Annotated in this window: 13 protein-coding genes; 5 read left to right on the forward strand and 8 right to left on the reverse strand. The window is 71.2% G+C overall.

All coding sequences use genetic code 11. The annotated features are described in order from the left end of the window. The first annotated feature begins 93 nt into the window (after positions 1–93). Positions 94–1,173, forward strand: coding sequence for a septation protein SepH (gene sepH / locus ABZ406_RS11325; RefSeq protein ID WP_357758910.1), 1,080 nt, complete (start codon positions 94–96; stop codon positions 1,171–1,173). Positions 1,174–1,191: 18 nt separating this feature from the next. Here sepH and ABZ406_RS11330 read toward each other — a convergent pair whose 3' ends face one another. Beyond that, positions 1,192–2,007, reverse strand: a complete 816-nt coding sequence (locus tag ABZ406_RS11330) for an alpha/beta hydrolase (RefSeq protein ID WP_357758913.1) — start codon at positions 2,005–2,007, stop codon at positions 1,192–1,194. Between the two features lie 15 nt (positions 2,008–2,022). Continuing rightward, complete coding sequence (locus tag ABZ406_RS11335; RefSeq protein ID WP_357758915.1) at positions 2,023–2,688, reverse strand: DUF4097 family beta strand repeat-containing protein; 666 nt, start codon at positions 2,686–2,688, stop codon at positions 2,023–2,025. Positions 2,689–2,927: 239 nt separating this feature from the next. Here ABZ406_RS11335 and ABZ406_RS11340 point away from each other — a divergent pair, with 239 nt between their 5' ends. Then, positions 2,928–3,677 carry a helix-turn-helix domain-containing protein gene (locus ABZ406_RS11340; protein ID WP_357758917.1) on the forward strand — a complete coding sequence of 250 codons (750 nt, stop codon included), beginning with the start codon at positions 2,928–2,930 and terminating at the stop codon, positions 3,675–3,677. A 13-nt stretch (positions 3,678–3,690) separates the two neighbouring features. On the opposite strand, the gene ABZ406_RS11345 is transcribed toward ABZ406_RS11340, so the two are convergent. The 4 genes from ABZ406_RS11345 to ABZ406_RS11360 form a co-directional block, all read right to left on the reverse strand. Next, positions 3,691–4,200, reverse strand: a complete 510-nt coding sequence (locus tag ABZ406_RS11345) for a hypothetical protein (RefSeq protein WP_357758920.1) — start codon at positions 4,198–4,200, stop codon at positions 3,691–3,693. 107 nt (positions 4,201–4,307) lie between these two features. After that, complete coding sequence (locus ABZ406_RS11350) at positions 4,308–5,591, reverse strand: MFS transporter (protein WP_357758923.1); 1,284 nt, start codon at positions 5,589–5,591, stop codon at positions 4,308–4,310. 72 nt (positions 5,592–5,663) lie between these two features. Next, entirely contained in the window at positions 5,664–6,113 is a 450-nt protein-coding gene (locus ABZ406_RS11355; protein ID WP_357758927.1) for a MarR family transcriptional regulator, read from the reverse strand. A gap of 116 nt (positions 6,114–6,229) precedes the next feature. Then, positions 6,230–7,708 (reverse strand): NCS2 family permease, encoded by a 1,479-nt coding sequence (locus ABZ406_RS11360; protein WP_357758930.1) that lies wholly within the window; start codon positions 7,706–7,708, stop codon positions 6,230–6,232. Between the two features lie 88 nt (positions 7,709–7,796). On the opposite strand from ABZ406_RS11360, the gene ABZ406_RS11365 reads away from it, so the two are divergent. Continuing rightward, on the forward strand, positions 7,797–8,042 hold the full coding sequence (locus tag ABZ406_RS11365) for a DUF2530 domain-containing protein (RefSeq protein WP_357758932.1): 246 nt from the start codon (positions 7,797–7,799) through the stop codon (positions 8,040–8,042). A 36-nt stretch (positions 8,043–8,078) separates the two neighbouring features. Here the strand turns inward: ABZ406_RS11365 and ABZ406_RS11370 are convergent, their stop codons facing one another. Further along, positions 8,079–8,918 carry a DUF3027 domain-containing protein gene (locus tag ABZ406_RS11370; protein ID WP_357758935.1) on the reverse strand — a complete coding sequence of 280 codons (840 nt, stop codon included), beginning with the start codon at positions 8,916–8,918 and terminating at the stop codon, positions 8,079–8,081. 88 nt (positions 8,919–9,006) lie between these two features. On the opposite strand from ABZ406_RS11370, the gene ABZ406_RS11375 reads away from it, so the two are divergent. After that, positions 9,007–10,623, forward strand: coding sequence for an MFS transporter (locus tag ABZ406_RS11375; RefSeq protein WP_357758938.1), 1,617 nt, complete (start codon positions 9,007–9,009; stop codon positions 10,621–10,623). Beyond that, positions 10,620–11,270, forward strand: a complete 651-nt coding sequence (locus ABZ406_RS11380; protein ID WP_357758941.1) for a futalosine hydrolase — start codon at positions 10,620–10,622, stop codon at positions 11,268–11,270. Before ABZ406_RS11375 ends, ABZ406_RS11380 begins: the two co-directional genes overlap by 4 nt. Positions 11,271–11,377: 107 nt before the next feature. Here ABZ406_RS11380 and ABZ406_RS11385 read toward each other — a convergent pair whose 3' ends face one another. After that, positions 11,378–12,247, reverse strand: coding sequence for a helix-turn-helix transcriptional regulator (locus ABZ406_RS11385; protein ID WP_357758943.1), 870 nt, complete (start codon positions 12,245–12,247; stop codon positions 11,378–11,380). Between the last annotated feature and the right edge of the window lie 655 nt (positions 12,248–12,902).

A 12,902-nucleotide genomic window follows, 5' to 3' on the forward strand; every position in this document is an offset into this window, starting at 1 on the left:
CCCACCCCGAGCCAGATGCGCGTACGGTGGTCCGAGACGCCTGGGTGGCCGACTCGTGGCGTGCGGTCAGCGAAGCGGGACGGAGGCAACGTTATGCGCCCAGTACGCTTCGTCGCCCTCTCCGAGGACGGTCAGGCGCTTGTGCTCGCCGACGAGGTCGGGCGTCTCCTCGCCCTGCCGATCGACGAACGCATCGCCGGTGTGATGCACCCCGAGCCGGGTGCCCCGCCGCTCGCTGTGGCACCGACCACCGTCGACCCGATTCCCTCACTGTCCCCCCGGGACATCCAGGCCCGCATCCGCTCCGGCGAGTCCGCGGAGGACGTCGCCCGGATCGCCGGGGTGCCAGTCGATCGGGTGCTGCGCTATGCCGGCCCGGTGTTGCAGGAGCGGGCGATGCTCGCCCAGCACGCCCGGCGCACCAGGCTCAAGGGCGCGGAGAAGCCCACCCCGCTCTCCGAGGTGGTCAACGGCCGGCTGAGCCAGCACGGCATCGACACCGAGAAGATCTCCTGGGACGCATACCGGCGCGACGACGGCACCTGGCGGATCATCGCCACCTGGCCGTCGGGTAAGGCCACCGCCCAGGCCATCTGGGACATGGACAAGGCCCGGCAGGTGGTCACGCCGCACGACGACATGGCGCAGTACCTGTGCGCCGAGCGGCCCACGCCGATCCTCGGCCAGGAGCCGGCACCGGAGCGGGGCGGGCACGCCCTGCCGGGCCCGTCGCGCGGCGAGCCGAGTCGCGGCGGGCACGGTCTGCCTGCGGCGTCCGAGCACCCGCGTCCTGGCCGCGATCCGATCCGGGCCGGTCGAGACGCGCTGCTCGCCTCGCTGGACCGTCCGCTCGGCGGTTCGTCGGGTCGCGGGCTGGAGCCGCGTACCCCGGCTGCTCTGGCCGGTTCGGACGCGCCCCGGCAGCGTCCGGTCGGTGGGGGTGCCGCCGCGCTGCTCGGCGGTGGCCAGGGCTCGGCCTTCGACGACGATTCGGATGCGCCCAAGGAGGTGCCGGCCGTGCCGTCGCTGGCGGTGCTGCGGCCCCGCCGCACCGGCGCTGCGGCGGCAGCCGGCGGCGAGTCCACCGACGCCAACGGCAAGCCTCGCAAGCGGCTGCCGAGCTGGGACGACGTGCTCTTCGGCAGCGGCCCGGCCGCCCGCGAGTCTTCCTGACGCTGAGGTCGCGCTCGTTCACACACCTTCGTGGTGGGCGGCGACGTCGCGGACGGCTTCGGCGACGGCGGTGAAGTCCTTCTTCAGGATGGCGCCGTGGTTGCTGGTGACCTTCGCGCTGATCGTGATGTTCGGGTTCCGGGCGGTCACCGCGTCGAGGCTGGCCCGGATCTGCTCCTGCTCGTCGCCGCGGCTCCCGAGGGACGTCCCGGAGGCGACCACGTACCGCACCGGGACGGTGACGGCATCCAGCACCGGGCTCAACTCGCGCTCGCGGGAGAGTTCGCCGAGTTCGATGTTGCTGTCCGCCATCTGGTCGGCGTTCATCCGTGGGGTGAGGCCGGTCGGGCGCAGCAGCGGCATGAACAGGTTCATCCGTCGGAACATCCTGCGGATCCGTTGCGCCATGGCCTCGTCGAGCCAGTCGTGTGGGAAGGCGCCGTCGACGAGGACCGCACCGATGGCGCGCTCCGGGTGCCGGCTGGCCCAGTGCGCCCCGACCACCGCGCCGTAGGACCAGCCCACCAGCACCGCCTGGGTCACCCCTCGGGCGGCGAGAACGGCGTCGACGTCCCGGACGGCCGCCTCGAACGAGTAGTCGGCTGAGCGCTTCGACTTCCGGCCGCGAGCCCGCTCGTCGTACGTGATGTGCCGGAACCCGGTGCCCAGGTCGGCGATGACCCGCCGCCAGTAGCCCTGGGTGGCGAACTGGCCGTTGAGGTAGACCACGGGGATGCCGGGACCGCCGGTGTCGGTGACGGCCAGGGCCGTGTCGTCGACCGGCACCATGCCGGTCCATCGTGAACTGGTCGAGGACATGCTGTTGTTCGTCATCTCGGTCCGTCCTTTTCAGAGGCTGCGGGCGGTGATGTCGCCGTGCGACGTGGTGGCGTGGATGTCGAGCGCGACGGTGCCGTCGTTCCTGAGGGAGTTGCTGACACGGCCGTGGCCGGTGCCCGCGTCGAGTGCGGCCGAGACGCCGGCGGCGGCACCGATCGAGATGTCACCGGACTGGGTGGTCAGCACCACAGTGCCGTGCACCGCCTCGGCGATCCGAATGTCGCCCCGCGCCGTGCTGATCTCGGCGGAACCGTTGAGCCGGCCGACAGCGACGTCACCGTCGATCGCGGTGAGGCGCAGGCTCGCGACCTCGTCGATCTTGATTTGGCGGTACGCGCCGTCGAAGGCGATGTCACCGAGACGTCCGACGCCGCGAAGTTCGGCGCTTGCCGTCCTGGCCTCGATCCGGGAGTCGGCGGGGAGCTGAATGGTCACCTCCAGCGACCCGGACGGGCCGACAAGCAGGTTGCCGGGGGGCGGGGCAGCGATCCGCAGGACGCCGCCGGTGTAGGTGACTGTGGTCCGCTCGGCGGTCCGGGTGTCGCGGCTCTTGGAGGGGTCGGTGGGCAGAACCTCGACGACGGTGTCGGCGCGGTCGGCCGCGATGACCTGGATCCGTCCGGCGGGGATGTCCAGGACGGCCGAGATGGGGGCGGGGGTGTCGAACGTCTGCATCGTTGCTCTCCCGGTGCTGGGTCACTGTTTCTGACACCGGAAACGCTACGTTGCTTTCTAAATCATGGCAACATAGTAGTTGCGATGGTTTTGCATCTTCGCTGCTCAAAGCCTATAAAGCGTTGCAACAAGCCTGTGAGTAATGCAACGCCAACCGCTGTCTGCATTGCAATAACTTGAGAGTGAAAGCTATGGTGGGACGTCAGCCAACGCGACGAGGAAGCAGCGAGGAGATCGCGATGCCGGGCGGCAGACTCACCCAGCAGGAACGCCAACAGATCGCGTCGGGGCTCCTGGACAACCTCCCCTACGCCGAGATCGCCAGGCGTCTCCACCGGCCCACCTCGACGATCACCCGCGAGGTGATGCGCAACGGCGGCCACACCGCCTACCGGGCCGACCTGGCCCACCACGCCACCGAACGCCGTGCCCAACGGCGTCGGCCGGTCACCTCGTCGGGAGCCACCGCACTGCCCCAGGAGCACGGCCGGGATCCCCTTGCCGTGGCGGAGTACGGGGAGACGCTCACCACCGTCCTCATGGCCTCGGGCGTGTCCAAGATGGCAGCCCGGGTCCTGACCTACCTGTTCATCACCGATTCCGGCAGCCTCACCGCGTCGCAGCTCGCCCAGCGCCTCCAGGTCAGCCCGGCGTCCATCTCCAAGGCGATCACCTTCCTGGAGAGCCAGAGCCTCGTTCGCCGCGAACGCGACGAGCGCCGCCGCGACCGTTACGTGATCGACGACGACCTCTTCTACCAGGCGACGATCGCCAGCGCCCGGGCCAACGACCAACTCGTCGCCACCGCGCGGCAGGGCGTCGCCATTCTCGGCCCGCAGACCCCCGCCGCCGCCCGACTGGAGAACATCGCCCGCTTCCTCGACTTCATCAGCGAGAGCATCGTTCGCGCCGCCGAGCAGGCCCGCGCGGTGCTGCGCACCGGATCCCCGTCGGCCGGACCGGCCAACGGGCAGCCGGATCAGACGTGATCGACGGGCGGGGTCAACGGTGTCGCTGCCGGAGCCCGGCCCGGCCCGCCGGAAGGGCCAGCCCGGCGGCGTGCAGCATGCCCTCCACCCGGATCCGCTCGATCTGCTGATCGACGCCCTCCACCTCGGCGAGGTGCTCGGTGATGCCGAGGGCGCGGCAGGCGAGGCGAAGCCGGTCGTCGTACGCCTGGAGCAGTGCGCTGTGCCAGACCATCGAGCGACCACTAGCGCCGACCCGCTGACCGCCGAGCCGGCGCAGGTCGGCGGCGAGCTGCTCCAGCGGTCGGCGGTCGGCCCTGTCGAACTCGCTGAGGTCGATGTCCCGGGTCAGCGCGTCGGCCTCGACGGCCCGGTCGAGACGGGCGATCGTCCGTTCCTCCCGGCGGCGGTCACGCCACTCGGACCAGCCGCAGACCACCCGGTCGACGATCTCGTCGTAGCAGAAGAGCAGAGCGAACGCGGCCGGCAGGATGGCCACGGCGAGGAACGCCACTGCCAGCATCAGCGCGCGTTCGACTCCCACGCATCGACGCTAGGCCCCACCGTGCCGCCCCGCCACCGGTTTGGCCGCATCCGCACGATCCGCGCAACCAGGCGCGGCCCGGCCCGGATGCGGCCCGGCGATGAACCTCAGCAGTCGGTGGACGTAACGTAGAAGCGCGGCATCGGCAGCACCCGGAAACGCAGCCGGGCACCCGAGTGGCGGAGCTGCCAGGTGAGCGCGATGAGCGCGGTGGCCAGCGAGATGAGCCCACCCATCCAGATGCTGGCGCCGGCACCGTAGTGCTCCGCGACCCAACCGATGATCGGTGCGCCGACCGGGTTGGTGCCCAGGAACACCAGCACCCACAGGGCCATCACCCGCCCCCGGAAGGCCGCGTCGACGCCCATCTGGATCCGCTGGTTGGCGGCCTGGGCGAAGAACACCATGCAGAAGCCCGTCGGCACCAGCAGGGCCACCACCAGCCAGTACGTCGAGGCGAGGCCGACCAGGGTGCCGAAGCTGGCGCAGGCGATCGCCGCACCGAGCACCAGCCACACCGACGGTCGGCTCCGCCGACCGGTGCCGCTGAGCGCGCCGCCGAGCGCACCGACGGCCAGCGCCGTGCTGAACAGGCCGAAGGAGGCGGCACCGGTGTGGAAGACCGTTTTCGCCAGCGCGGCAAGGGTGAGCTGGAAGTTGAACAGGGACATGCCGATCACCGACATGATCGCCATCGGCAGCAGCAGGTCGGGGCGACGCCACACGTACCGCAGGCCGTCGACGACCCGGGCGGACGCCCGCTCGTCGCGCGGCAGCAGGGCGTCGCGCTGCAACTCGGACGTCCGCATCCGCACCACGTTGACCAGGGGCGCGATGGAGCTGACAGCGGTGAAGAGGAAGACCGGGCCGACGTCGAATGCGGCGATGGCCAGGCCGGCGACGGCCGGGCCGACGATCCGGGCGGAGTTGAAGACGGCCGCGTTGAGCGACAGCGCGTTCGGCAGCAGTGAGGTGCCGACGAGTTCGGAGACGAACGCCTGGCGGACCGGGGTCTCCACGGCGTTGGCCGTGCCGAGCAGCGCGGCGAAGGCGAAGACGTGCCAGAGCTGCACCAGGTCGGTGAGGACCAGCACGGCCATGCCGAGCGCCAGCACCGTCCAGAAGGTGTTGGCGACGAAGAGCAGCACCCGCTTGTCGTACCTGTCGGCGAGCCGGCCGGAGAGCAGGGTGAGCAGGAGCACCGGGGTGAACTGGCAGGCGGTGACCACACCGAGGGCGGTCGCCGAATTGTTGGAGAGGTCGAGGACGAGCCAGTCCTGGGCGATGAACATCATCCAGACGCCGACCAGCTTGATCAGCTGCCCGGATGCGAAAAGGCGGTAGTTGCGGACCTGTAGGGACTGGAACATCGTGCTCAGCTTCGCCTGCACTCTTGGTGCGCCTCCTCCGGACGTACACGTCATCGACGGGTGACGGCACGGACCCGGTGGCGCGGGTGTGGCTCAGGCGCGAGCGAGCTGCTGAAGAATCTGGGCGGCCCTCTGCAGGGTCTCCCGTTCGTCCTCGGTGAGCTCGACCAGCCTGCGAGCGAGCCATTCGTCGCGAACCCGCTCGAACTGCTCGATCACGGCCTGCCCCCCTTCGGTTGCCGCGAGGATGACCTGCCGGCCGTCGGTCGGATGGGGTGTCCGCTGCACGAGACCGCGGTCCTCCAACTTCGCGACGATCTTGGTCATCGTCGGTGGCTGCACCCGCTCGACATCGGCCAGTTCTCGGGGCGTCAACGCGCCCGCCAGCCGCAGGCTGGTGAGCGCGGAGAGCTGGGTGACCGTGAGGTCGCCGACCGGTCGGGCCTGGCGGACCCGCCGGTTGAGTCGAGTGATCGCATCACGCAGCTGGGGGGCCAGCTGCGCCGGTGGCACGCGTTCCGCCGTCACCGTCCGCTCCGTCACAGTAGTTAGCTTAACTAATGAGCATGGCTAACGACATCCGTTATGACCAGGCTCACGAGGGGATTCAGATGGTACGGGCGGGGAATCCCGATCGACTCCCCGCCCGAACGCGCCGGTCAGAGCACCAGAGACTCGATCGGCCCCCGCAGGAAGTACAGCACGAACAGCGCGGCCACCCCGTACAGCAGCGGGTGGACCTCCCGGGCCTTGCCCCGGGCCAGCTTCACCACCACGAAGGTGATCAGGCCGGCGCCGATCCCGTTGGAGATCGAGTACGTGAACGGCATCAGCACGATGGTGAGGAACGCCGGAATGGCGATCTCGTAGTCGGACCAGTCGATAGTGCGCACCGCTGTCATCATCAGGAACCCGACCACCACCAGGGCCGTCGACGCCGCCTCGAACGGCACGATCACGACGAGCGGCGCCAGGAACATCGCCAGCAGGAAGAGCGCGCCGGTGACCAGGTTGGCCACGCCGGTCCGCGCACCCTCCGCGACACCGGCGGCACTCTCGATGTACGACGTGTTGCTGGAGGTGCTCGCCGCACCGCCGGCCGCCGCCGCGATCGAGTCGACGAGCAGGATCTCCTTGGCCCTCGGCGGAGTGCCCTGCTCGTCGAGCAGGCCACCCTCCTGGCCCACGGCAACCATCGTGCCCATGGTGTCGAAGAAGTCCGTGATCAACAGCGTGAAGATGAACATCAGGACGACAAGCCAACCGGCCCGGCTCCACGAGTCGAACACGTTGAACTTGCCGAGCAGCGACAGGTCCGGCAGGTCGACCACCGTCTTCGGCAACTCCGGCACGTTCAGCGACCAGCCCTTTGGGTTGGGCTGACCGTTGACGAACGACGGCCCGATGTTGCCGACCGCCTCCACGATCACCGCGAGCACCGTCGAGGCGAGGATGCCGATCAGGATCGCGCCCTTCACCCGACGGACCACGAGCACCAGCGTGATCAACAGACCCACCACGAAGACCAGCATCGGCCAGCTCACCAGCTTGCCGCCGATGCCCAGGCCGACCGGAACCGTGGTGTTGGCGGCGTCCGGGACGCGCCGGACGAAGCCGGCGTCCACCAGGCCGATGATGGTCAGGAAAAGGCCGATGCCGACGCCGATCGCTGTCTTCATCTGGGTCGGCACCGAGCGGAACACAGCGGTCCGCAGACCGGTGAGCACCAGCACCGCGATGATCACACCCTCGATCACCACCAGGCCCATCGCGTCGGCCCAGGTCATCTCGGGAGCGATCTCGTACGCCACCAGGGCGTTGACGCCGAGACCGGCGGCGAGCGCCAGCGGGAACCGGCCCACCACGCCCATCAGGATGGTCATCAGGCCGGCGACCAGCGCGGTCGCGGCGGCCAGCGCGGGAATCGGCAGGCTCTTGCCGTCGCCGTCGAGCGCACCGCCCAGGATCAGCGGGTTGAGCACCACGATGTACGCCATCGTGAAGAAGGTGGCCAGGCCACCGCGTACCTCGCGGCTCATCGTCGAGCCACGGGCGGAAATCTCGAAGAACCGGTCAAAACCGTTACGCGGATGAGAGGAAATGGGAGAGGTGCCGTTCTCGGGCGGCGCTACGGCCATCAGGACCTCGCAAGTGATCTTACGGTTGTCGCGCGCATCGTCCCAGATCGTCGGCGGGCAGGGGAAGCACATCCCGTACGCTTGGCGGATGCCGAACGAGCAACCACCGCGGCCCGCGCCACTGGACCCGCCGATGGTGCCGTTCGCCCTCGCCGGGTTGGCTGCCTGGGCGGTCGCCGGGCTGGTCCTGCTGATCTTCTTCCGAGGTTGGCTCACCGACCACGGTCACCAGAGCTGGCTCTGGACCTGCCTCGCCGGTTTCCTGTGGGGTTTCCCTGGCCTCGCCGTGATGATGCGGCACGACGCCAACCGACGGCGCCGCCGCGCGAGGTGAGCTGAACACCGCGCCGGAGCACCCCGGCGCGGACGATCAGGAGTGCCCGTACGGCTCCGCCGGCTCAGCCGCCTCCACCGAGCCCGGGGCCCGGCTGACCGACATGGCCTCCACCTCGCTGTCGTCGTACACCGTGGGCAGTTCCTCGACGGCGGTCTCGGCCACCTCGATCAACGTCTCGGAGTGGGCGCCGCACCCGTGGTCGGCGCTCACCACCCGGCCGTCGTCGGGGGCGTAGAAGTTGCCGCACGCCCCGAAGGCCTGCCGCATCGCGCCGGCCAGCGGCAGGTAGAAGCCGCAGGTGCCGCAGCGGGCGGCGGCCGGAGCGGCTGTCGACATGGGCGCGGCGGGGCCGTGGTCACCGTCGTACCAGCGCTGCGCCGTGTCGATGCGGCCCTCCCGGGAGAGCACGCGGGCGCGCCCGAGGCCCGCCTCCCACGCCGTCTCCTCGACCGCCGGGTCGTCGGAGAGCAGGTAACCGGGGACCAGTCGATCGTCGTCGGGCGAGGTCGGGAGCAGGTCGCCGGGGCCCAGGTCGCCCGGCTGGAGCCGCTCCTGCCAGGGCAGCCAGCCGGGCGCGAGCAACGCGTCGGGGCCGGGCAGCAACACCGTCTCGCAGATCGTCACCGTCTTGCTGCGCGGCACACGGGTGACGGTGACCGCCCACCGCCAGCCGTTGTAGCCGGCGAGGTGACATTCAAAGTAGTGGGTGACGAGCCGATCACCCTCGGCGACGACCTGCAGGTGGTCGCCGACATCGTCGGCGTCCACCTCGGTGATGCCGGCGCGGGCCACCTCGACGGCGGCGGCGCAGACCTGGTCGAGACGGGCGGCACGGGTGGAGACGGGCCTGGTCACCCGACCATTGTTCCCCATGCGCCTCGCAGGGGTGACAGGGACTCCCGGGGAACCTTTCCCAGCGGTGGTGCGGCGCACCCGGATCAGATGGGCGAGGATGGTGCACATGCCGTCGTACTCCCGCTCCGGGCGTTCCGTCCTCGGGCGGAGCGTCGGCACCGGCATCCGCGCCATCCGCCTGCTGCTGCGCGGTTCGGTGGGCAGCGGCCGCTGGGTGACCCGCCGAGCCGGTCGGGCCCGGGCCCGGGGTGCCGGCGGCGAGGTCGGCATGGTTCGCCTGTTCGACCTGCACGCGCTGTCCTGTGCCGGTGACACTCTGATCGCCATCGGTCTGGCCGGCACGATCTTCTTCAACGTGCCGCTCGGTGAGGCCCGCAGCAAGGTGGCGCTCTACCTCCTGGTGACCATGGTGCCGTTCGCCATGCTCGCCCCGGTGGTGGGCCCGCTGCTGGACCACTTCCGGCACGGCCGCCGGTACGCCCTGGCCGCGACGATGCTCGGCCGCGCCTTCCTGGCCTGGTTGATCTCCGACTACATCCACGGCTTCGGGCTCTATCCCGCCGCGTTCGGGGTGCTCGCGCTTTCCCGGGCGTACGGCGTGGCCCGCTCCGCCGCGGTGCCCCGGTTGTTGCCGGAGGGCCTCGGCTTGTCCCAGGTGGGCGCCCGGGCCAGCGTCTACGGCACCGTCGCGGGCGCGTTGGTGGCACCGATCGGCCTGGCCGCGTTCTGGTTCGGGCCACAGTGGCCACTACGGGTCGCGTCGGTGATCTTCCTGGTCGGCATGGTGGTCTCCCTGCGGCTGCCGCCGAAGGCCGACTCGGAGCCACCGGAACGGGTCCCTCGGCCACTGCGGGCGCTGGGTCGCCGCAGTGGCGACCGTCCCCTGGGCCGGGGTCGACCGTCCGGCCGGCTGGTGATCGCCACCCTGATCGGTGCCGCGACGCTCCGCGCGCTCTACGGCTTCCTGCTGCTCTTCCTCGCCTTCGCGATCAAGAAGGGCGACCTGACCACAGTGGTGTTCGGCCGGGATCTGGGTGCCGAGTGGGCGTTGGGCGTGGTCGGCGGTGCGCTCGGGGTGGGCACCTTCCTGGCCACCGCCATCGGCACCCGACTGCGCATCCACCGTCCCACCGCCATCCAGTCCAGCAGCATGATCATCGTGGCCGGGGTGGCGGTGCTCGCCGTCATCCAGTTCTCGCTGGTGATGGTCGCCCTCCTCTGCCTGGTCGCCGCCCTGGTCAGCGGGATCGCGAAGCTGGCCGTGGACGCCTCGATCCAGGAACGCATCCCGGAACGCCTGCGGGCCAGTTCGTTCGCCCACTCCGAGACGGTGCTGATGCTCGCCTTCGTCGCCGGCGGCGGGCTCGGGCTGGTGCCGTTCAATGGCCGGATGGGCATCGCCGTCGCCGCCGGGGTGGGCGTGCTGGCGGCGATCCGGGGTGTGCTGGCCGCCGCCCGGCTGCGCGGCGAGAAGCTGGCCGGCCGGCCGCTCGGCGACGACGAGCTGACCGAGGACGAGCTGACCGGCGACGCACCGGCCGACGAGCCCGGGGATCCCACCCCCACCTCACCGGCACCGGCCCAGACCAGCTCGCCGCAGTACGACGACCCGAGCCTCGCCCCGCCGGGCTACCACATCTACCGCCCGTCGTCGGCTGTCGGCGGCCCGGGTGGCGGGGCCGACGAGGAAACCCGGCGCGAGTCCCCCGGCCCGGTGTCGTGACCGGTCTGCTGGTGGTGACGGCGGTTCCCGCCGAGGCGGACGCGGTCCGCGCCGGGCTGACCGACAGCACCGTGACAGTCGCCCCGATCGGTGTGGGCCCGGCCGTGGCCGGCGCCGCCACTGCCAGGCTGTTGGCGCTGGCCGAGGCCGCCGGCCGCCCGTACCGTGCGGTGGTCAGCGCCGGCGTGGCCGGCGGCTTCACCGGGCGGGCCGAGGTCGGCGACACGGTGCTCGGCACCGCCAGCATCGCCGCCGACCTGGGCGCCGCGTCGCCCGACGGTTTCATCCCCATCGACGAACTGGGCATGCCGCCCGCCCTGCTTGGCGCCGGCGGCCGGGTGCCGGCCGACCCGGGCCTGCTGGCGGCACTGCGGGCCGCCCTCCCGACGGCCACTGTCGGCCCGGTACTCACCGTCAGCACCGTCACCGGCACCACCACCGGCACCGACGAGCTGCGCCGAAGGCATCCGGAAGCGGTAGCCGAGGCCATGGAGGGGTACGGCGTGGCAGTCGCCGCGGCGCAGGCCGGGCTGCCCTTCGCCGAGCTGCGCACCATCTCCAACCCGATCGGCCCCCGCGACCGGGACGCCTGGCGGCTACACGAAGCACTCGCCGCCCTGACCGCAGCATCCCCGGCGCTGCGCTGACCGCCCTCCGCTGGACCGGCCCGGCGCTGAACCGGCCCGGCGCTGAACCGGCCCGGCGCTGAACCGGCCCGGCGCTGAACCGGCCCGGCGCTGAACCGGCGCGGCGCTCAGGTGATGCGGCGTCTGCCGGGTTGGCCCAGGCGCAGTGCGGCCGGGCGGCGTCCCTCGATCTCGAAGCCGCACGCCAGCAGCAGGTCGGTGCCGGAACCATCGGCGATTGCGACGGCGTCGTCGATGCCCGCCTCGCGCATGCCGGTCACCAGCGCGGTCACCAGCCGACGCCCGAGCCCCAACCGCCGGTACCGGGGATCGACGAGCACACCGTCGAGCACCATCTCCCGCTCCGGCAGGTGCGGATGCCACTCCCCGTGCTCAAGGAACGGGCTCCGCTCATGGGCCCGCAGCTCACCAACGAGTTGCCCGTCGGGAAGTTCGGCGACGTACCGCCAGCAGGTGGCCGGTAGGTCGCCGCTGATCACCCGGCGCACCTGCGCGGTCCGCCGGATCTCGGCGGCCCACCGCCGGTTGTCGCGATAGCGCCGATTCAACTCGTAGGCGGCCGGTGGCAGCGGAAGTGGATATCGCTCAGGCGGCAACCTGTACCACTCCGCCCACCAGGCGCCAGGCCAGTCCCGGGGCTCGTGAACCGGCCAGACGTCCAGGTGAGCCGGGTACCGGCGGCCTGCCTCGTCTCGCATGTCGTCGTGCGGGACCGGCGGGGGTGGGGTGATGCCGGAGACTGATGGCGGGACGCCGACGGCCACCTCCCCACCCGCCGCCCTCACGAGGCGTTCCACAGTGCGGAATCGTGGATCGGCCGACCGCCCCGACTCGATCCGGGCCAGCGTCGGCTGCGGCACCCCGGATTTCTCGGCCAACTGCCGCTGACTCAGATCGGCCCGCCGACGCAGCGCGCGCAGCGCCGGGCCGAGGTCGGCTCGGACGGCCTCATCGCTCTGGTCACCCGCCTCGGTCACAGTCCGATGCTCCCGGCTCGTCAGCGAGCCATCAACACCCCGCGTCAGGCTGTGGATAACGCTGTGGACAACCCCGTCGCCCGGTGGATGACCTAACTCCCGCAAGCCCTTTGGAGCTGAGTCGTTTGCGGCATCGCCCCAGAGCGCCAGGACCGGCAAGACCGCCAGGATCGCCAACTCTGGACCACCGTCCAGGGTCCATGCCTTGTCCGCGTTCTGTTCGTCAGCCGACTCTGGGCGATTCGTTTACGACATCAACTCCAAATGGAGAGAGGAGTGACAGTCACCCTCGGTCCGTCCGGCAGCTCACTGGGCTGGGTGGCCGCCCTGTCGGGCCAGCCGTTTCCGCGCGTCGCGCCCGCCCGGCGGTCATTTGTCGGAGTTCGGGCCGCCGCCCCGGTCCGGCGCGGATCACGGGCACGGCCGTTAGCCTCCGGTCGCCGGTCGCGGTCATCCACCGCCGTTCGCGGCCCTCGCTCGCGGCCCCCGCTCACGGAACTTGACTCACGGACCGCCGGTCGCGGGCCGCCGGTCGCGGGCCGCATGCCGCCGGTCACGGGCCGCCGGTCACGGGCCGCCGGTCACGGGCCGCCGGTCACGGGCCGCCGGTCACGGGCCGCCGGTCACGGGCCGCCGGTCACGGGTCGCCGGTCAC

The organism is Micromonospora sp. NPDC005710 (assembly GCF_040630995.1).
Lineage (GTDB): Bacteria > Actinomycetota > Actinomycetes > Mycobacteriales > Micromonosporaceae > Micromonospora.